Source organism: Microbulbifer mixtoriginis (SeqCode), from assembly GCF_052467945.1.
In genome coordinates, this window is the sequence record NZ_CP174328.1 from 1,686,651 (window position 1) to 1,707,109 (window position 20,459).

At 49.5% G+C, this 20,459-nt stretch carries 15 protein-coding genes; 10 read left to right on the plus strand and 5 right to left on the minus strand.

Going from position 1 to position 20,459, the window contains the following annotated elements; genetic code table 11:
- Position 1 precedes the first annotated feature (1 nt).
- From ACJJIJ_RS07515 to ACJJIJ_RS07525, 3 genes are all read left to right on the plus strand, one after another.
- Complete coding sequence (locus ACJJIJ_RS07515) at positions 2 to 697, plus strand: gluconate 2-dehydrogenase subunit 3 family protein (protein ID WP_444939134.1); 696 nt, start codon at positions 2 to 4, stop codon at positions 695 to 697.
- Positions 698 to 860: 163 nt separating this feature from the next.
- A complete protein-coding gene (locus ACJJIJ_RS07520) occupies positions 861 to 3,629 on the plus strand; it encodes a TonB-dependent receptor (RefSeq protein WP_444939135.1) in 2,769 nt (922 codons plus the stop codon).
- 68 nt (positions 3,630 to 3,697) lie between these two features.
- Positions 3,698 to 4,672 carry an isoaspartyl peptidase/L-asparaginase family protein gene (locus tag ACJJIJ_RS07525; protein ID WP_444900798.1) on the plus strand — a complete coding sequence of 325 codons (975 nt, stop codon included), beginning with the start codon at positions 3,698 to 3,700 and terminating at the stop codon, positions 4,670 to 4,672.
- 76 nt (positions 4,673 to 4,748) lie between these two features.
- Here ACJJIJ_RS07525 and ACJJIJ_RS07530 read toward each other — a convergent pair whose 3' ends face one another.
- Entirely contained in the window at positions 4,749 to 5,408 is a 660-nt protein-coding gene (locus ACJJIJ_RS07530) for a TetR family transcriptional regulator (protein ID WP_444884944.1), read from the minus strand.
- Between the two features lie 275 nt (positions 5,409 to 5,683).
- Between ACJJIJ_RS07530 and ACJJIJ_RS07535 the strand changes: the two genes are divergently transcribed.
- The 3 genes from ACJJIJ_RS07535 (at position 5,684) to ACJJIJ_RS07545 (ending at position 11,221) form a co-directional block, all read left to right on the plus strand.
- Positions 5,684 to 6,859, plus strand: a complete 1,176-nt coding sequence (locus ACJJIJ_RS07535) for an efflux RND transporter periplasmic adaptor subunit (protein ID WP_444939136.1) — start codon at positions 5,684 to 5,686, stop codon at positions 6,857 to 6,859.
- A gap of 11 nt (positions 6,860 to 6,870) precedes the next feature.
- Complete coding sequence (locus tag ACJJIJ_RS07540) at positions 6,871 to 10,041, plus strand: efflux RND transporter permease subunit (protein ID WP_444939137.1); 3,171 nt, start codon at positions 6,871 to 6,873, stop codon at positions 10,039 to 10,041.
- Positions 10,042 to 10,294: 253 nt separating this feature from the next.
- Complete coding sequence (locus tag ACJJIJ_RS07545; RefSeq protein ID WP_444939138.1) at positions 10,295 to 11,221, plus strand: metallophosphoesterase; 927 nt, start codon at positions 10,295 to 10,297, stop codon at positions 11,219 to 11,221.
- A gap of 176 nt (positions 11,222 to 11,397) precedes the next feature.
- Here the strand turns inward: ACJJIJ_RS07545 and ACJJIJ_RS07550 are convergent, their stop codons facing one another.
- Complete coding sequence (locus ACJJIJ_RS07550) at positions 11,398 to 11,991, minus strand: FMN-dependent NADH-azoreductase (RefSeq protein ID WP_444939139.1); 594 nt, start codon at positions 11,989 to 11,991, stop codon at positions 11,398 to 11,400.
- Positions 11,992 to 12,094: 103 nt separating this feature from the next.
- On the opposite strand from ACJJIJ_RS07550, the gene ACJJIJ_RS07555 reads away from it, so the two are divergent.
- A complete protein-coding gene (locus ACJJIJ_RS07555) occupies positions 12,095 to 13,024 on the plus strand; it encodes a LysR family transcriptional regulator (RefSeq protein ID WP_444939140.1) in 930 nt (309 codons plus the stop codon).
- Positions 13,025 to 13,031: 7 nt separating this feature from the next.
- Here ACJJIJ_RS07555 and ACJJIJ_RS07560 read toward each other — a convergent pair whose 3' ends face one another.
- The gene (locus ACJJIJ_RS07560) at positions 13,032 to 13,877 is read right to left on the minus strand and encodes a mechanosensitive ion channel family protein (protein ID WP_252085888.1); all 846 of its coding nucleotides are present in this window, start codon (positions 13,875 to 13,877) and stop codon (positions 13,032 to 13,034) included.
- Positions 13,878 to 14,109: 232 nt separating this feature from the next.
- Positions 14,110 to 14,856 (minus strand): flavodoxin family protein, encoded by a 747-nt coding sequence (locus ACJJIJ_RS07565; RefSeq protein WP_444939141.1) that lies wholly within the window; start codon positions 14,854 to 14,856, stop codon positions 14,110 to 14,112.
- A gap of 426 nt (positions 14,857 to 15,282) precedes the next feature.
- On the opposite strand from ACJJIJ_RS07565, the gene ACJJIJ_RS07570 reads away from it, so the two are divergent.
- Positions 15,283 to 15,789 carry a hypothetical protein gene (locus ACJJIJ_RS07570; RefSeq protein WP_444939142.1) on the plus strand — a complete coding sequence of 169 codons (507 nt, stop codon included), beginning with the start codon at positions 15,283 to 15,285 and terminating at the stop codon, positions 15,787 to 15,789.
- A 102-nt stretch (positions 15,790 to 15,891) separates the two neighbouring features.
- Here the strand turns inward: ACJJIJ_RS07570 and ACJJIJ_RS07575 are convergent, their stop codons facing one another.
- Positions 15,892 to 16,902, minus strand: coding sequence for a site-specific integrase (locus ACJJIJ_RS07575; RefSeq protein ID WP_444939572.1), 1,011 nt, complete (start codon positions 16,900 to 16,902; stop codon positions 15,892 to 15,894).
- A gap of 190 nt (positions 16,903 to 17,092) precedes the next feature.
- On the opposite strand from ACJJIJ_RS07575, the gene ACJJIJ_RS07580 reads away from it, so the two are divergent.
- Together ACJJIJ_RS07580 and ACJJIJ_RS07585 are read left to right on the plus strand one after the other, a co-directional pair.
- Positions 17,093 to 18,148, plus strand: a complete 1,056-nt coding sequence (locus tag ACJJIJ_RS07580; protein WP_444939143.1) for a DNA-binding protein — start codon at positions 17,093 to 17,095, stop codon at positions 18,146 to 18,148.
- A gap of 339 nt (positions 18,149 to 18,487) precedes the next feature.
- Positions 18,488 to 20,158 (plus strand): BCCT family transporter, encoded by a 1,671-nt coding sequence (locus ACJJIJ_RS07585; RefSeq protein ID WP_444884934.1) that lies wholly within the window; start codon positions 18,488 to 18,490, stop codon positions 20,156 to 20,158.
- Positions 20,159 to 20,459: the final 301 nt, after the last annotated feature.

The window sequence follows — 20,459 nt, forward strand, 5'->3', positions numbered from 1 at the left end:
TATGAGCAAGGAAAAAACAAACCTGAGCCGCCGTAATGCCCTGCGTTTGATTGCTACTACTGCGGCTGCGGTCCCAGTAATCGGTTGTTCTGAGAAAGCAGCACCAAAAGTTGAGTTGAAGGAAGATAAAGCAGCTACAAAACCAGCGGTTAAGAATCTTGACGCACCTAAACAAACTTTAGCCAGGGGTACACCAACAGATCCTGATCTGCTTAACCCCGTCGTACCATGGGAAATGCAATTAGATGCGCGTGAGTTGGCGGTACTCGCAGCGCTTTGCGATGTGATTATACCTGCAGATGAAATTTCACCGAGCGCTTCTTCAGTAGGTGCACACCATTACATCAATGAATATGTCAGCGCACCTTATTCCAACAATAAGGCGGACCTTGTCACTATTCGCGGAGGGGTAGTCTGGCTAGATGGAGAGTCGAGGCGCAGGTTCCAAGACCCATTTGTTGAGCTGAATGAATCTCAAAAAGTTGCCATTTGCGAGGACATCAAATGGACTCGTAACGCGAAGCCAGAATTCCAAGCCGGTGCACGTTTCTTTGCCAAGGTAAGAGTTCTTGTATCTACCGCATTCTACACCACCGAGGAAGGCATGGCGGATATTGGCTACGTAGGTAATAGGCCTCTGGCCAGCTTCCCTGGCGCACCGCCTGAAGTATTAAAACGACTCGGCTTAGAAAGCTGATAACCGTGTAAGGCAACCCCCTGGGAAAGGGGTTGCCTATAAAAGTAAGCCAGGGATGGATAGATCTGAAACCGGGCTTATTCCGAAAACTTGGTATGAGGGTATGCCGAGTTTAGAGGGTGCACGGAAGGCTCAAAAATTATAATAAAAGTGATGCTTAGCTATGAAAGAGAAAACCCAAAAAGAAAACCGCAGGGCGGAGTTACTTCGCACATCCACCAGTGCACTGGTGTTATGCAGTGTCGTCGGTATGGCACAGGCGCAAAATACAGAGGAAGCCCAAAAAGAAAACTTGGCTCTTGAAGAAGTAGAGGTATTGGGCATTCGACAGAGCATGGAGAAAAACCTTGATGTAAAGCGTTTTTCCAATGCGGTGGTGGACTCAATTACCGCTGAAGATATTGGCAAGTTCCCAGATAAAAACGTAGCCGATGCCTTACAGAGGGTGCCAGGAGTCTCTATTGTCCGTAGTGGTGGTGAGGGCGCCAGGGTAAGTATTCGTGGTACAGCCCCAGAACTTACTTTTACTCAACTTAACGGTAACTATATTGCCACTCCGGGCGATGAGCCGTCACGCTCGCTAGATTATTCCTTGTTGCCCGCAACAATGATTGCCCGTACAGATGTTTATAAGAGCCCTGAGGCAAAGCTGGATGAAGGCGGAATCGGTGGTACTGTCATTTTGCATACCCGCAAACCTCTGGACCTGGACGCGGGAGAGGGCATGCTATCGGTTGAAACAACCTACGCGGATGTCACTGAGAAGTATGAGCCACAATACACGGGTTTTTACTCATGGAAAAATGATCAGGAAACCTTTGGTGTATTAGTTGGTTATTCCAAGCAAGACCGTCAGAACCGGGTGATTAGCACCACCACAGAAAACTGGGGATGGCAAGGTGATGAAAAGCCCCATGATGGTGTAGAGGCCAGGGGGGCTATGGTAGATATCGATGGTAATGAGTACCGGGATTTCTATGCCCCCAGAGCCGTAGTGGGTAGCGTTTTTGAAGAGGAGCGTACCCGCGAGGGAATTCAGCTCAGTGCTCAGTGGCGTCCGGTTGAACAACTTGAGCTAGGTGTCAATTATTTTCGCTTTGAGCAGGGTGGCAACTCAGAGAATTACCGTATTGTATTTCCAGAGTGGAACTATGGTGATGCAGTTGCACCCGGTAGCCTTAAATTTGACGAGGATGGCGATACCTTACTCGGTATTGGCATGTTGGACAGAGGCCAGGCCGAATTGCAGTCTCCTCAAGTCGCTGGTGACTACACGCGAGCTGAATATGTGTCAGATACCTTGGATTTTAATGCTATTTACCAAGGAGATGGATATAGCGTGCGATTGGTTGTGGGCAGCACCAGTGCGGAAGGCGGACCTTCCGAGAAATTGTTTGCCTCAGTAAACTCTCGCTATGGCACTGTGACTGACTGGAGCTGGGACCTAAGCAGTGGTACTGCAGAGATTGATACCAGTGCCGATCTGGGAGACCCCAATACTTACCCCTTATACGATTGGTTTTCTTCGCACTGGACCAGTAGTGAGGATGATGAAAACTACTACCAGCTAGATGTATCTATCGATATGGATTACGGTTGGCTGACTTCCCTTGATGTAGGGCTTAAATACCGCGACCACGAAATTAACCGACGCATTACTAAACAAGCTTGGGATGATGATAACCTGCCGTGTCCGACAATTAACTGGCCGAATGAAGACGGTAAAGATGGTCTTTGTTATCCCTGGTGGCCGGACGATTCTTTCCACACCGACCCTAATGGCGTTCCGGATACGATTGATATCCTTTCCAGTGGCCCACTCGATAATATTATTGGTGGTGTAAAAGTGCCCAACTTTGCCCACCTGGAGTTTGAGAAGCTAAAAGAGTTTCTCTATGAGACTTATGGTGATCCTACAGTAACCGTAGAACGGGACCAGGACTATCGCATCGGTGAGGAAGTGACTGCGGCCTATGTACAGCAAAATTTTGCTTCTGCCACTTTGCGCGGTAATTTTGGTGTTCGAGCGGTGCAGACCAAGCAATATGCCCGAACATATGACAATATTGACGGGGTTTTGCAAGATGAGCCCAATGTCCGCGATAGCAGTAACACCGATTTTCTGCCAAGCGCCAATATCGCTTGGGATATTAACGATGATTTAGTAATGCGTGCAGCCCTCGCAAGGGTTGTTGCCCGAGTTAATTATGATGACCTCGGTGGTTCTGAATCAATACACGCCCCACTGCCAGGAGCAACTGTAAGAGATGGGTTTGCGGGGAACTCCGAATTGGAACCCTATAAAGCGGATCAGTTTGATTTGGGTCTGGAATGGTACTTCGACGATGCTTCCGCAATGGGAGTAACCCTGTTCAGGAAGGATATTGCATCATTCGTCATTAACGGCAGTTCCCTGGTAACCAGGGAAATAGATGGTGACATTTGGAATGTAAACATGTCGATGCCTGTTAATGGCACCGATGCCACCGCTCAGGGTGCCGAGCTGTTTGTGCAATATGCCTTTGATAACGGTTTTGGAGTTTTTGCCAACTACACCTATACGGACACAGAACTGGCCAATCTTGACCTCGAAAGCGGTGAAACAATCAAAACAGAAATTGCGGGTACCTCTAAAGATCAATACAACCTATCGGTGTACTACGAGAATGACCTTTTCAGTGTGAGAGCCTCTTACAACTATCGCAGCGCCTATGCGGATGGCTATAGCAACGGTGTGAATACGTTTACTGATGAGTATGATCAGCTTGATGTAAATGCTTCTTATAGTTTGATGGAAAACCTTACTCTCACTGCCTCCATTATTAATCTCACCGAAGAGAAGGTGGATAGATATTGGGGTGAAGAAAACAGAGTCTTGGGTTCCTCCTACTCAGGTCGCCGCGCCTATATGGGGCTGACTTACAGCTTCTGATCCCGCCATAACTTCGGCGCACAGATACAGTAATGTCTCTGTGCGCTTTCCATTTGAGACAAATCATTGTGATCAGCAAAAGAAAATTCCTGAAATATTCCTTCCTGGGCACTGCTGGCGCCCTGGCAACACCTTCAGTGGCAGCTATGGCAAGGCGTTATACGAAGAAGGGAAAAAAGCCCATAGTCATATCAACCTGGAACCATGGGGGCCCAGCCAATGAGGCAGCTTGGCAGGTTCTCAGCGAAGGTGGCAGGGCTTTGGATGCCGTAGAGGCAGGCGCTAGGGTGCCGGAAGCTGATCCGCAGGTAACCAGTGTTGGCTATGGCGGTTTTCCCGATCGCGATGGTGTAGTGACCCTTGATGCCTGCATTATGGATGACAAACAAAATTGTGGTTCAGTGGCTTTTTTACAGGGTATCAAGCATCCCATCTCGGTTGCGCGAAAGGTGATGGAGGAAACTCCACATGTAATGTTGGTCGGCGAGGGCGCACAGCGTTTTGCAGTTGAGCAGGGGTTTGACATTGAGAACCTGTTAACTCCAAAAGCTGAAGCCGCCTGGCGTGAGTGGAAGCGCGAGTCCCGTTACCAGCCGGTAATCAATATAGAAAACCACGATACTATCGGCATCTTAGCCTTGGACCAGGACGGCAACCTCTCAGGTGCCTGCACCACCAGTGGCGCGGCTTTCAAGATGCACGGGCGGGTAGGGGACTCACCGATTATCGGCGCCGGACTCTATGTCGATAATGAAGTGGGTGCGGCTACTGCCACGGGTATGGGCGAGCTAATGATCAAGACTGTCGGTTGCCATCAAGTAGTGGAGCTAATGCGTCATGGCTACACACCGGAGGAAGCCTGTCGTGAGGCGGTGGAGCGTATTGCGCGCAAGCTGGGGGACTATAAGAAGTTTCAGGTGGGTTTCCTGGCTTTAGACAAAGTCGGTAATTACGGTGCTCACTGTATTCACCCGGGTTTTAATTATGCCGTAAGAGATGCGAGCGGTGCACAATTAGTCGACTCGAAAAGTAAACTCGGCTGATTGTCTTCTAGGGGCAAGCAGCAGTTAGCTGACTTGCCCCAATAGGAAGAAAATTCGAATTTGCTCAATACACTGCTCAGTGCAAAGTTCGTGCTTGCTGCCTGTTTAGACGCAGTTCTGGGGAGAAGCGAATCATATCTAGGAGAGCATCAAAATAATGTTCGCCTAAGTCGCCAAGGTCTACAAAGCGAGGAGAAAGAAGCCAGTCTTCCAGTACACCAAAAAGGCCTCCGTGAAGCATTTGTTGGGCCAGTTTCAAATCCAAGTCAGCAGGTAATTGACCGACTGATAGTGCAATCTCCAACAATTCTCCCATTCGCTCCAGCCGCTCTGTGCGGCCTTGCTTAATACGGTGAGTGGACTCGCATACTTCACTGATTGGGTCACATGGCAGGAAGATAATCTCCAGTAAGCGCTGCCATTCATCATTGCAGGCAATCTCATCGAATAGCCATATCCAGCGGGTACGCAGGGTGCCTAGAGGGTCTCTCTTCAACTCATCACCGGCCGCCGCGCAGAGGTCTTCACCGGGCAGGCGCATGCGCTCGGTTAGAGCGTTGAGTAGGCCAACCCTGTCGCGGAAATGGCTATGCAGGGAATCACGAGTGACTCCGGCAAGCTCTGCGACTGCCGTTAGGGAGGCGTGGGTAACGCCAGATTCGTGAAAAACACGAATCGCGGCGTCTAAGATACGCTCTCGGGTGTTAAGTATTTGCTCTTCTCTATATTTAGCCATGGGCAATGCAGCTTCTTCATTATCGTAATCGCCTCATTTGACCGCATATTCACGGCTGTTCGCCGCATGAAAGCAAATGAGACTTTAGTGCAAACCCTTGAAAACACTGGGTAAAAGTGCATGTTAGTCGATATTCATGCGCTGATGAATAGTTGATCGGATTTCATCACTACACATAAAATGCGTGGCCACTGGAGTTAGACCTTCCTGTCACCATCTCTTTTTCTCCCGAACTGACCGCAGTATCCAGGCCGTCAGCCCTGATCGAGGTAACCATGCTCAATAAAAAAGCGTTTATCAGTCTTTTGATCACTAGTGCATTGCTTGCCGCTTGTGATGAAAGAACCGCTGCGCCACCGATGCCCGCGCCACAGGTGACTGTGGTTACGCTGGAATCCGAGCCGGTTACTCTTACCAGAGAGCTACCTGGTCGCACTTCACCTTTCAAGGTGGCGGAAGTTCGTCCACAGGTAAATGGCATCATAAAACAGCAATTGTTCCGTGAAGGTGGGCGTGTCGAGGCAAATCAGCCACTTTATCAGCTGGATGACGCCATTTACCAAGCGGATGTGGATAGTGCGCGCGCTAAATTACAGGGTGCAAATGCGGCAATGAATATCGCCCGTCTTAAGGCCGAGCGCACCGCAGGCCTTGTTAGGAGTGGCGCTGTCAGCAAGCAGGAGAATGATGTCGCGGAGGCAGACTTGCAGGAAGCCCGCGCCTCTGTTGCAGCTGCCAGGGCGGAGTTACACCGAGCCGAGATCCAGCTGGACTACGCCCAGATTACCTCGCCGATTACTGGCCGTATTGGTAAATCCAGTGTTACCCAGGGCGCTTTGGTAGCGGCCAATCAGGCCGCAACTTTGGCCACTGTGCAACAGCTGGACCCCATCTATGTGGATGTTACCCAGTCCGCAGCAGAGCTGGTCAGCCTGCGTCGGGCTCTCCAGGCGGGTACATTGGCAGATGCCACAAACCTGCCAGTCAAGATTTTGCTGGAAGATGGCAGTGAGTTTGAACACCAAGGCAAGCTCGAGTTTGCCGAAGCCAGTGTCGACCCTTCTACTGGCAGTGTGTTACTGCGAGTCGTTGTCCCCAATCCAGACAATATGCTACTGCCAGGCATGTACGTGCGCGCGATAGTCGGTAGCGGTGTACGGGAACATGCCATTCTGGTGCCTCAACAAGGTATTGCAAGGGACCCGAAAGGCAACACTTCGGCAATGGTGGTCAATGAAGAGAATATTGTTGCCCAACGCTCTGTTCGGGTCAGTCGCACAGTCGGTAACCGCTGGTTGGTAGAAGAGGGGCTGGAGCCCGGTGACCGTGTCGTAGTGGCTGGATTGCAGAAAATTCGCCCCGGTGCGCCGGTGCAGCCTAGTGAACGTGAGGATAAACAGGTACCTGCAGCAGCTGGTGACGACAACGCTGCTGCTGAGCAGGGTTCCTGAGGGTAGGGGTTATGGCGAGCTTTTTTATCAACCGGCCCATCTTTGCCTGGGTTCTGGCAATTATCACCATGCTGGCAGGTGCATTGTCTATCAGCAAGTTGGCGGTGGAGCGCTATCCGAATATCGCACCGCCCTCTATTAATATTGAGGCCAGTTACCCTGGCGCCTCCGCCAAAGTGGTGGAAGATTCGGTGACGCAGATTCTGGAGCGGAATATGAAAGGTCTCGATGGCCTTCTCTATATGTCTGCTGTCAGTCAATCCAACGGTGGTGTGTCTGTCTCCCTTACGTTTGAGAATGGTACCGACCCGGATACCGCACAGGTGCAAGTCCAAAATAAGGTACAGCTGGCAATGCCGCTGTTGCCCCAAGAGGTGCAGTTACAAGGGGTCAATGTCAGTAAGTCCCGTGGTGGCTTCTTGATGGTTGCAGGTTTTGTCTCCGAAGACGGCAGTATGAACCGCAACGACATTGCTGATTACATCAACTCAGCGATAGTGGACCCGGTTAGCCGGGTGCCAGGTGTCGGTAATGTGCAGGTGTTCGGCTCCAAATATGCAATGCGTATCTGGCTCGATCCCAACAAACTGACTACTTACGATTTGACACCGAATGATGTAGCCGCGGCGGTCCGGGCCCAAAATGCCCAGGTCACAGTGGGCAGCCTTGGTGGCGCACCGGCGGTACCAGGGCAGCAACTCAATGCCTCTATTACCTCCCAGGAGCGCCTGCAAACCCCGCAACAGTTCCGGGAAATCGTGGTACGAGCCAATGATGATGGCTCCATACTGCGGCTTGGCGATGTCGCCCGCGTTGAGTTGGGGGCAGAGAATTATGAATTTATCTCCCGCTACAATCGCCAGCCGGCTACCGGTATCGCCATTAACCTGGCCACCGGTGCCAACGCACTGGAAACCGCCGAAGGCGTGAAAGCGAAGCTTAAAGAGCTGGAGCCTTTCTTCCCTCGGGGGCTTACTTCGGTCGTACCATTTGATACCACGCCCTTTGTCGAGGTCTCCATTAAAGGTGTGATCAGCACATTGATTGAAGCGATCGTGCTGGTCTTCCTGGTGATGTATCTGTTCTTGCAGAACTTCCGTGCAACCCTGATCCCTACTATCGCTGTACCTGTCGTGTTGCTGGGCACTTTTGCGGTACTCGCGGCACTGGGCTTCTCGGTCAATATGCTTACCATGTTCGCTATGGTATTGGCCATTGGCTTGCTAGTGGACGATGCTATTGTGGTGGTGGAAAACGTAGAAAGGGTGATGCGCGAAGAGGGCTTATCGCCGAAGGAAGCCACTAAAAAATCCATGCACCAGATTACCCCGGCATTGATCGGAATTGGTGTCGTGCTGTCGGCGGTGTTTGTGCCAATGGCATTTATGGATGGCGCCACTGGCGTAATCTACCGGCAGTTCTCAGCAACTATTGTTGCTGCCATGGCCTTGTCCGTATTAGTGGCGATTATCCTGACCCCCGCACTATGTGCCACCTTGCTGAAACCACTTTCAAAAGGGGAAAGCCACGGTGAGAAAGGCTTCTTCGGTTGGTTCAATCGCAATTTTGAGCGCGGCAGTCGGCGCTACCAGGGCGGAGTGCAGGGCATCCTAAAACGTAGCGGCCGCTTTATGCTCTTGTTTGTGGCCCTTTCCGCTGTGATGGCCTTCTTATTCCTGCGTTTACCCAGCTCCTTCCTGCCCGATGAAGACCAGGGCGTGCTCTTCTCTATGGTGCAGGCACCCGTGGGCGCGACCCAGGAACGCACCATGGAATCTATCCGCAAAGTAGAAGACCAATTCCTGGATAACGAGCAGGGTACCGTGAAGTCAGTATTTTCGGTGCAGGGCTTCAGCTTTGCCGGTAGCGGCCAGAATACCGGTATCGCCTTTGTGAATATGGAAGATTGGTCTGAGCGGGAAGAAGAGTCGCAAAGTGCTGGAGCAGTAGCCATGCGTGCTATGGGCGCGCTGATGCAAATTAAAGATGCCATGGCTTTTGCCTTTGCGCCGCCGCCTCTGCCAGAGTTGGGTTCTTCCGGTGGCTTTAACTTTTACTTAAAAGATAACGGGAACCTGGGACACGAAGCGCTGACCGCTGCCCGCAACCAATTCTTGGGTATGGCCGGGCAGAGTAAATTACTCTCTAACGTACGCCCCAACGGCCAGGAGGATACGCCGCAGTTTCGAGTGAAAATCGACAACGCCAAGGCTGCGGCCCTCGGCTTGTCTATTGCCGATATTAACAGCGCGCTGAGTACCGCTTGGGGTGGCTCCTATATCGATGATTTTATCGATCGCGGTCGGGTTAAGCGGGTTTATATGCAGGCGGATGCGCCATATCGCATGGCGCCGGAAGACTTCCAACTTTGGTCTGTGCGCAATGATAAAGGCGATATGGTGCCTCTATCTTCCTTCGCCAGTTTTTCCTGGGAGTATGGATCTCCCCGCTTGGAACGCTATAACGGTGTGCCCTCCATGCAGATCAATGGTCAAGCTGCAGCGGGGGTCAGTTCTGGCGAGGCCATGGCAGAAGTGGAGAGCTTGGTAGCGCAATTGCCGGCGGGGGTTGGCATTGAATGGAGCGGCCTTTCTTATCAGGAGCGCGCCGCTGGTGCACAAACACCACTGCTCTATACCCTGTCATTACTGATTGTATTCTTGTGCCTCGCGGCTCTTTATGAGAGCTGGACAGTACCGACCGCCGTATTGTTGATGGCACCGCTCGGTATTCTCGGTGCCGTGCTTGCCAACAGTTTGCGCGGCATGGAGAGGGATATCTACTTCCAGGTGGCTATGCTGACCACTGTCGGCTTGACCAGTAAGAACGCCATTCTGATTGTGGAGTTTGCCAAGCAAAATCTGGAAAACGGAATGGAGCTGGTGCAGGCGACCATGCGTGCAGTCCGTGATCGGCTGCGCCCAATTTTGATGACCTCTTTGGCTTTTGGCTTGGGGGTTCTTCCTCTGGCGATAGCCACTGGTGCAGGTTCCGGCGCACAACGGGCAATTGGAACCGGGGTACTGGGGGGAATGGTTGTGGGCACACTGCTGGGAATCTTCTTTATACCGCTGTTCTTTGTAGTGGTGCAGAGACTGTTTGGGCGCAAAGCTAGCAGTACTGATACTGGGCAGGATCAAGTTCTTGCCAGTAAAAAGACAGAAGCTGCGGAAGCTTTGTAAGTCTCAAGCCAGAGAAAAGCCAGGCCGCATTTTCCGGCCTGGCTTTTTTGTATTCGCTCTTTGATAGGGCACACCATAAATGTAAGTGAACTCAGTATTTCCCAGGCTGGCAGTAGCTTCGGCTATTTTCTTCGCCCCATGCCCTGCTTCTGAGAAATGTGTTCATTTCATAAAATGAACAGAGTAATCCTTGATACAAAAAAAGCGGGATTTTGATACTGAAGCTTTCTTGTATTTTAGAGGCAGGAGCAGGATGGAACACTGCAAGTACGACATTATTGGCGATATCCATGGTCACGCCGGCGCATTGATTGAGCTGCTCGATGTTCTGGGTTATAGGGAAACAAGCAGCGGTTATGCGCACCCAGAACGCAAAGTAATCTTTCTTGGAGATTTTATCGACCGCGGTGAGCACCTGGTGCAGCACCGCAAACTCCTAAAGATAGTTATGAGCATGGTAAATAATGGTCATGCCGCAGCGATTATGGGTAATCACGAGTTTAACGCCCTGGCTTATCACACGGAAGTCAATGGCAAGCCCCTGCGCCCACATACCGATAAAAATACTAAACAGCACCAGGCTTTTTTGAATGAGTACCCGGATAACGATCCAGAAAAATCTCAGGTATTGGATTTCTTCAGATCATTGCCTCTGTGGCTTGATCTTGGGCCTCTGCGTGCGGTACACGCTTGCTGGGACGAAGAGAAAGTCAATTTTTTAGCATCGAGAACCAATAGCGGCAGGTTAACGTCTGAGCTTTTGCTGCAAGCTAGCTCCCCGGGCAGTGATGCCTTCAAAGCGGTGGAAACTTTGCTCAAAGGGTGTGAAATTGAACTGCCTCAAGGAGTGAGTTTTCTGGATAAGGATGGTAATCGCCGCTCTGCTGTCCGCGTTCAATGGTGGAACGCTTCTGCAAAAGCACTGGGGGAGATAGCGTTACCGCGTGGTGTTGATATCGGTTCCGCAGCTAGCTTGCCAGTGCCCTTCGATATTCCCCATTATCTCAAAACGGAAAAGCCTTGTTTTATCGGTCACTATTGGCTGAAAGGTGTACCCGCTCCCCTGACGGATAATGTGGCATGTCTCGATTATTCCGTAGCGAGTAACGGCAAACTGGTTGCTTATCGTTTTGATGGTGAGCAGGTCTTGAGTGAAGACAAGTTTGTATTTGTGAAGTAGATACCGCCCGCTTGAGTTTCCATTACAGGTTTCTTATGGATAGCTGGCCTGCCTGTAAGCTCCATGCCGAGAATTGCTGACATTGACACATAGTAAGGCCACTTCGCAGAAATTACGCTGTAAAAGCCAGGCTTGAGAATTGAGCCTGGCTTTTTTAATTCAGCAATATTCTTCGTTTAAGCAAGTTCAGCAATACGTTTATTTGCCGCGGTGGTGGCTTTCTCTTTTGCCTCTTCACCAGTAGCAAGCCCTTCGGAGTAAACAAACTCAACATCAGTGATGCCCACGAAACCGAGGAACTGCCGCAAAAATGTGCTCTGTGCATGGTTGTCACCGTAGTAGCCCCCCCGAGCAACAAAGATGATCGCTTTTTTATTTTTCAGTAACCCTTCTGGCCCATTTTCTGTGTAGCGGAAGGTGATGCCGGCTCGGGCGATATGATCAAAATAGGTGTGCAGGGTAGAGGGGATTGTAAAGTTGTACATAGGTACGCCGAGGACCAAGATATCTGCTGAAGAGATCTCTTCGATCAGTTTGTCTGAAAAATCGACAACCGCCTGCTGATCTGGAGTGCGTTGCTCAGCCGGGGTAGTGAAGGCCTGGAAGCGGTCCAAGGATAAATGAGGTACCGGATCTGCTGCCAGATCACGCTGCACAACTTCGCCCTCCGGATTATTCGCCTTCCAGCGCTCAATATACTTTGCCGCCAATTGGGAGGTTTGGCCACCGGCTTGAAACATGCTGGATTGGATATTGAGCAACTTTGTCATGACGGGTTCCTTATGAATCATTTAACTTGAGCACTATTGAATCATTGATTAATTAGATAAAAAATTAGAAAATTTTGCTCAAATCCATCTAAAAATACGATATATGACTGATCAGTTAGCGAACCCGGCTTTAAGCCCAAAGATCACCCTGGAGCAATGGCGTTGTTTAGTTGCGGTCGTTGAAGGGGGAGGGTATGTACAGGCGTCGGAACTCCTACACAAGAGTCAGTCTTCCGTGAGCTATGCGGTACAAAAGCTGGAATCCATCCTCGGTGTAAAGGCATTTACAATCACTGGTCGCAAAGCGGCACTTACGGCTGCTGGGCAAATGTTATATCGCCATGCCAAACAATTACTGGAAGATGCTTCGGCAATGGAAATGGCTGCCCGGCGTGCTTCTGTGGGTTGGGGGTCGCTGGTGTCAATTTCTGTGGAAGTGCTGTTTCCAACTTGGCTATTGCTAGATTGCCTGGAGGTATTTGGCCAAGAGAGCCCACATACCCGAGTAGAGGTTTACGAAGTGGTGATTAGCGGTGCCCTCGATGCCCTTACCGAGGGAAAGGTGGACTTTGCGATTGATCCGAGAATTCCTCCCGGTTTCAATGGCGAGTTACTGCCAGCACCGGCACGCATTATCCCAGTGGCCCACCCCAGTCACCCATTACATCAACTGGAACGCGAACTAACCCTGAAGGATCTGCGCAGTCATCGGCACCTGATCGTTAGAGATTCAAACCCCCAAAGCGATAGTGAAACCCTAACAGTTGAAGTTGCCAAGCGATGGACGCTGAGCAATATGGCAACGGTAATCGGGGCAACTTGTAGGGGCTATGGGTTTTCTTGGTTGCCGCAGGATAAGATTCTTGGGGAGCTGGCCGATGGAACACTCAAACCTCTCCCCTTAAAAGGAGGGCAAGAAAGGTGGCAGCCTCTGTATCTTATTTTTCCTAATCGCGATGACATATCGCCCGCAGCGCGTCGTTTGGCGGAGATAATCCGCCAACGACTTGAAAGCTTGCATATTGATGCGTGATAAGGCGTTAGGCGCTGTCTTTTAGTTGCTTGGTTTTTTCAAACCAGAAAGCATAAAAATCTTCAGTTACCAGCTGCTCGATATTGGTTGCCTCTTCACGGGGACAAAATACGGTCGCGGTGATGACATCATGGCCAAGATCATTAGTGGTCACACTTACTTTTGCGTCAGGGCCAGAGAGCTCCACACCCATCCGATTCTCAATCAGCTTGCAGTAGCGCTCGGCAACTTCCCGAAAAGATTCGCAGTGCTCTTTCAGCCGTTCGGCAATAAACTTCTTAGCTTCAAAGGGGTTTATCTCACTGCGCTCACGGGTTATCGAGAAAGTGTGCTCGATATAACGGCGCATAAAATTCAGGTTCTTTACCGGCTGAGTAAAAAAAGCATTATTGGGAATATAGAGAGTGGTTCCGGTATAACCATTGCCGAGGCCATGGGGGTCAATCTCCAAAAGCGTGGTGCTTAACCAGTCACTATCAGTAACTTCGCCAAATTGGTCGCCCACTTTAATCCAATCGCCAACAGTAAAGGAGCGCATATTGGCTTGGTATAGGCCGCCCACCAAGCACTGCACAGCCTCACGCAGAGCGAGGACAATCGCTACAGAAAAGGCGGCAATAGAGAGAGCGAAATCTCGTAATTCTGTCACCCAAACAGCAATTACACCGATGACCAATAGCAGGTTGCCGATGTTATGTACGGTGTTGATCCTACGACGCTTATCGGCTTTTGCCCAGTTACTGCGAGCAATGGCAAGGGTTAGTAAGCCGCGGACTAAAAGAATGACGGCAACCACACAGAGAGTAATAAAGAGTTTGCTGTGGAAAATCTGTTCCAGTAACTCGGGATTCATTCGGGGTGGTAGACCTCAGTTTTTTTGGTTGTTTCTTAGGTTGTAGCCTTATAAGCCCATCTGTTTAGGTAGGTGCATTGAGAGCACTGATCCAGTTGAAGGCAACATCAGTGGGCTGTAATAAGAAGGAAGGTGCGCAATGTATCTTTAGGTGGCCCATTTTGTAAATGGGCAGAGTAAATTACAGCCTTGATTGGCTATTTCACCCCATTACTGCCTGCTCCGAACGTTGTTATCGGTAATCGGGATTGGAGAAGTCAGGCTTGCAACCTGCATCCCAAGCAGAGCGCCGGTTCCCGTGGGCGGGTATACCCCCCGCATCTTTTATCATTCGGGCCATATGCATTAGGTTCCAGGTCATGAAGGAGGTATTCCGGTTGGTAAAATCATTTTGTGGCCCGCCAGAACCGGGGTCGAGGTAAGAGGGGCCTGGACCGGCTTCGCCAACCCAGGCGGCATCTGCTTGTGGTGGAATGACATAACCCAGGTGTTGCAGGGAATAAAGGATATTCATTGCACAGTGTTTAGCGCCATCTTCGTTACCTGTTATCAGGCAGCCGCCGACTTTTCCATAATAGGCATACTGCCCCTGATCATTAAGGTTTGACGAGTTGGCGTAGAGGCGCTCTATGGCTTGTGTGCAGATAGAGGATTTCTCACCGAGCCAGATAGGGGTTGTGATGACGAGAATATCTACCTCGTTAACCTGGTGATAAATTTTTGGCCAGTCATCGTTTTCCCAACAGTGCTCGGTCATATCTGGATAGACACCGAAGGCGATATCATGGTCAACGGGCCTGAGCAGGCTTACCGATATGCCATTTCTTTCCATAATCTCTCGAGAAATACGAATTAGTCCGTCGGTATGGGAGAGTTCTGGCGTTGGCTTGAGGGTGCAGTTTAGAAACAGTGCTTTCAGATCTGAGAAATCCCAGTGGCTGGATTCGCACTCTTTGATTTGTTGATTGTTGAGAGGCATCTCAGAGCTCCTTTTGCAGCAACTATTGAGCAAGTGTCGAGATTTGCATACAGGTATAGCAGCCAGGGAGCTATTAAAGCTGTCGGCTGGTTCCAATAACCAATGGCTAAAGGCATGAGATTAGCGCGACTGATGTTCTCGCTGCCATAGATCCCAGTGGTGAAATTCAACGATTGATAATGAGAGCGAAATGGGTAGGGAGCTACAGGCCTGCCAGCTGAAATTTGAATTGGCGCTTCTCTTCCACTAAAAATCTGAAAATTTTAGGAGGTACCTGGGTTAATCCGCTACTTTATTTACTTAAAGTTCACAAGCGACTTACCGAGGTGCACCATGAAGGCGAATCTACCTCTGACTTATAGGTTCCTACCGGCCGTTTTCATTCTGACAGCTCTTTACTCTGCTCCATTGAGTGCAAATCCTGACATGAAAAATACTTTAGATGGCACTTGGTGTGCTGTCGATGGGGAGTCGTTTATTTTATATGAAAGCCAAAAAGACGCTTTGGATGTAGGTAAGGATATTTATTGTCGAACTTTCAAAGTCCTTAAGAAAACTAAAACCGGCGGGGGTGGCCGCTTCATTGACAGTTTCAAGAAGCCTGCTGACTTTAAGCATAAATTGGGAGGTCACGAAGAGACAAAAAATGGAGCGACGACCAGTAAGGATGTCGGTATCTTTGTCTTTTCGAACTCCGGTGATACCACCCGTATAGTGACTGTCGACGTATCAGATGAAAGCGTGGGCAACTTTACTCTCAACAGTAGCGGAATAATGCAGGGGTTTACCGAGGAGGTGACTTCTGATGCTCAAGTTCACGAAGCGCATGTGGGAATTTTGACTTTCAAGAGGGCTCCCGGCCCTATACCAGCAGCAGCAAAATTTGATCAGGAGTGGGAGACCGTCTTCCAGGCGACACATAAGAAGCAATAGGTGCTGGCCCTCCCGGCAAAAGGAAATGTCCGCGTCTTCCAAAAAGGAGCGAAAGACACAAAGAATCACCAAGAAACAATTTAGCAAAGGGAGGTTTGCGGCTTAGAGAAGCTCTGCCATTTTCTTTATCAGGGTGGCCGAGGCGTTCTCACTAAACTGCTGCCCCTCTTCAATATACTCCCACACGGTGGCGTCGCTCTTCCAGCCACCTTGCTTCTTGATAAGCTCAAAGCCTATCTTTTCACGAGCCGCAGAGGTCGATAAGCCACGGCGAAAGCTGTGGCTGCTTAACTCGTCAACAAAATCAAATCCGCAGGAGGCACCCAAGTTTTTTAGTAAGTCATTAATTGCTGCTGGGTTTAGCTGCCTGCTTTGCACCGTATCCCACCGGTTCACCGCTCGAAATACGGGCCCACTTTCAATGCCGCTGACCTTGAGCCAGGTTTTCAGAGCTCTTGCAGGGCAAGCCTCAGGAGCACCAAAGGGCAGGGCGCGCATCATTCCTTCGCCACTTTGGTCTGTTTTTGACTTGGGAAGCCTTACGATCACGCCTTCCTCCTCCCATACCAGGTTTTCCACCTGAATAGCCACTAGCTCACTGCGACGAAAGGCACCAAAGAACCCTACCAGGATAAGAGCCAGATCACGTGCGTTCTTCCTCGTCTGGGATTGAGTGCGTAAATATCGGGTCATGCTAGCAATGTGCTGCAGGCTGAGCGCTTTTGATTTCTCTTTAGGTTTGCCGTGAGTGCGACGGACACCACGCATGGTTTTCTGAACCAATGGATCTGTGACGGGGTTTAGCATTCCCTGGTATTGATGCCATTGCCCGATTGCGGTGAGGTGAAGGTCTAGAGTACGAGGATTAAGCTCCTCAGCACGGCCGAGGACATAGCGCACCAGAGTGCCGCCATCTGTGGGTAGCCGACCTCCCCATTTTTCAAACTGACGAATTGCCGAGCGATAAGCCCTGCGGGTGTTATCGGATGTGGCGGCACTCAGGTATTTCTGAATGCCCTCATCGGTCAACAATTCACCAGTGCCCCCAAGTGTACTGGGAGTGTTCTTTTCGAGGTGCTTTTTGGCGGTAAGAGATTTGTGATTTTTCATGATGCTCGAACTGCTGGGAAACCTCCTGTTTGTACTGGAGGTACGTTATTGCGGGAATCTTACAGAAATATAACCTTCGATAATAGTCATTATCGAAGGTTATACAGCGGAATTTTTCAGGTATGAAAAATTATAAAATAATGTAATATTACGTATTATGTAATTTGTAACGCAATAATCTAAGGTGAAGCTTATGGCACGCACTGGGGTCACGTATCTGGATATTGTTCAGGCCACCAAGGCCATCAAGGCCCGTGGAGAAGAGCCCACCGTTGATCGAGTGAGGGCCCAGTTGGGAACCGGCAGCAAAAGCACTATTGCCCCTCTGCTTAAAAGATGGCGCAGTGAATCTGCGAGCAATACGGATAGTAGTGGGCTTCCGCGGGACCTGGTGGATGCACTGAAAGGCCTACACCAAAGGATCCAGGAAGCGGCAAGCAAGCAGGTAGAGGAGCTTCAGCAGGAGTTCCTCGTGCAGGAAAAAGAGATCACTTCACAGTTAGAGGAGTTGAGAGCCACTAGTAACCAGCAGGCCGCCAGTATTCGTGATCTTGAGCACAGGCTTTCGTCGGCCGAGGCGGAAAAGCGTAGATTCAAGCAGTCCTTACAAGAGGCCCAGACTGCCCTGGAAAAAAGTGAGTACCAGAAGCAGGAAGCTTTGCAGCGTATTGCGGAGCAAAAAGTGATGATTGAGGAAGTAAAGCAGGAAAATAGGGATGTCCGCGAACACTTTGAGCACTTTCAACAGCGTACTGCCAATGACCGGCAATATGAGAGAGACCAGTATCGATCAGCTGCGGAGCAACTGAAGGGGCAGATCGCAGTACTTACTGAACAGCTGACTCTCTCAGAACGTAGATTCAACGAGCAGGAGTTGCTATACAAGCAGGGACAGGCGCTGATTGCTGAAATCAATCGGGAGAAGCAGCAGCTTAGCGAACAGGTTGGGGTGGCTAGTACAGAGGCTGCAAACCTAAGGGAGCAGGCTGAAGAGCAGGCGAGTGAGCTGAAAGACAGGCAGGCAGAGGTGGCTAGCTTGCGCGAGCAAATCTCTAAGCTGCAACGTGAAGGCTCTTCAGCTCAGAAGGAAGTGCAACTACAACAGAGCGCCCTAAGCAGATTAGAGTTGGAGCTTACCACTACAAAAGATCGCCTCGAACAACTCGCCGATGAGAACCGCACCCTTATTCAAGAGAAAGCGGTGATTCAGGGGCAGTTTTCTCAGCTGGAGAACTCTCTAAAACCCTAGACAAGTCTTGGGCTAGCTATACTTCTAGATGAAGCTCTAATTGAGCGATTCAGGGCAAGTAGTCACCTTTTCTCTGAACTCCAGCCCTTACTTTGAATTGGTTAGACCGCAAATGGCAGTTTGCGGCAGTATGTCCAGGCAGTCTCGCCCCAAGTTGTCTCTAAAAATGAACTTATCGCCTTGGCTGACTAATTCGCAGGCAGCTAAACTTGCTAGCAAGCCACTCAGTTTGCCTCTACCCCAAACAAACGGATTCAGCCCCACATTTTAACTCCAGGCTGACAAGCACGTTTCTTTTAATTGGCCTGATCAGTTCTTTGAGTATCCTGGAGAGAAGTATTGGCAGGAAACTTTCAGCGGATCATCGATAAGCCAACTTTCTTTGGGGCGCTTGGCTTGCTTCTCATGGTTACCCTTCCGCTCATTATTTATCCAAAACTGGGTGCGAAGTGGATTCTGAATGCGAAAAACTTTGTAACGGATGACTTGGGTGTTTTTTATCTGTTGCTGGGAGTTGGTGCATTACTGTTTATGACCTACATCATTTTTAGTGATATCGGTCAAATCAAACTTGGAAAACCTGAAGAAGAGCCAGAATTTAGCACCTTGTCCTGGGCCTCCATGCTTTTTTGTACAGGCATTGGGGCATCTATTTTGTACTGGTCAATGGTGGAGTGGATCTATTATTACCAAACGCCGCCATTTGAGTTAAAAGGGCTTACTCCGGAGGCTGCCCGCTGGGCAATCGCTTTTGGTATATTCCATTGGGGTCCTATTGCCTGGTCGATTTACCTGATTCCGGCTCTACCAATTGCTTACTTTTACTATGTAAGGCACCGCAATGTCTTAAAAGTAAGTGAGGCGCTTATGCCTGTTTTAGGTGAGCAGCGGGCAAAAGGGTCTATTGGCAAGTTGATAGATGTTTGTTTTGTTTTTGGTATGTTAGGTGGTGGGGCAACGACATTAGGAATTGCTGCGCCCTTGATTTCTGAGGGTGCACATGAACTATTGGGTGCGCCTACAGGACTGACTACACAAATTTTTATTCTGATGCTCTGCACTGCAATATTTGGCTGCAGTGTGTATGCCGGGCTTAAAAGGGGAATTAAGACTTTATCAAACCTGAATATGTGGCTTGCAATGTTTTTATTGGCTTTCGTCCTTATTGCTGGCCCTACCTTATTTATGCTTAATGCGGGATTGGATTCTTTGGGGAAAATGCTTAACAGTATTCTTCATATGGCCACATGGACAGAGCCCTTTGGTCGATTCAGAGAATTCCCTCAAACCTACGTCTCTCAAGACTGGACCATCTTCTATTGGGCTTGGTGGTTGGTGTTCGCCCCAAGTGTTGGATTGTTTATTGCTCGCATATCACGCGGGAGAACCATAAAAGCTATGGTTGTTGGTGCAATATTTTATGGCACCCTGGGCTGCTTCTTATTTTTCCTAACCCTGGGAAACTATGGGGTTTACCTGCAGTTCTCAGGTGAGCTGAATGTGGTACAGCTCCTCAACCAACAGGGGGGTACTGCAACTATATTCGCCATCTTGCAAACACTTCCTATGAGTAATTTGGTCATTATTGTTTTCACTTTACTCGCGATAATTTTCACAGCCACTACATTTGATTCTATATCCTATATACTCGCTGCCGTTGTTCAAAAGGAAGTGAATGATGAGCCAGCTCGTTGGAATCGTTTGTTTTGGGCGTTTGCATTATCGGTAATGCCTATTACGCTTCTCTTTTTGGGTGGGCTGGAAGCCCTACAAACAGCAAGTATTGTTGGTGGTGTTCCGTTGCTACTTGTTGCAATAATGCTTTGCGTATCGATTGTAAAGGCAGCTCATTACGATTTACGTCACCAGCCGAGCTACGAGGAAAAGGAAATCTATATCAAACACCCGCCAGAAGATACCCCCTGGAGTGAAGAGGGCGATTGGGGGGCGGCTTGTAGCTCTGTAAAGAAAGATGGTAGTAAAGAAGCTTCCAGAAAAAAGGATCTTTAAAGGCTTATATACCCTCAGTCTTAGGGGGCAATTCAGTGAGAAGAGTATATGAGCCCACTATAAAATACCTATGAGTGCGCATATAGGCTTTACGCTTAAATTCCAGAGTCTGCATGTATTCTGATCTATTTGGGAATGATACGTAGTCAGGATGTACTCATAAAGAGGTTATAAAAGCTGTAGGCTACAGAGCTTAGTGTCTTATATCTTATCTTCTAAGCCCTTGTTTGATGGTCAGATTGTTTTGCTTTTGAACACTAAAAGCAGCCTGTTATTGAAATTAATAGCCTTCCTGTTAAAA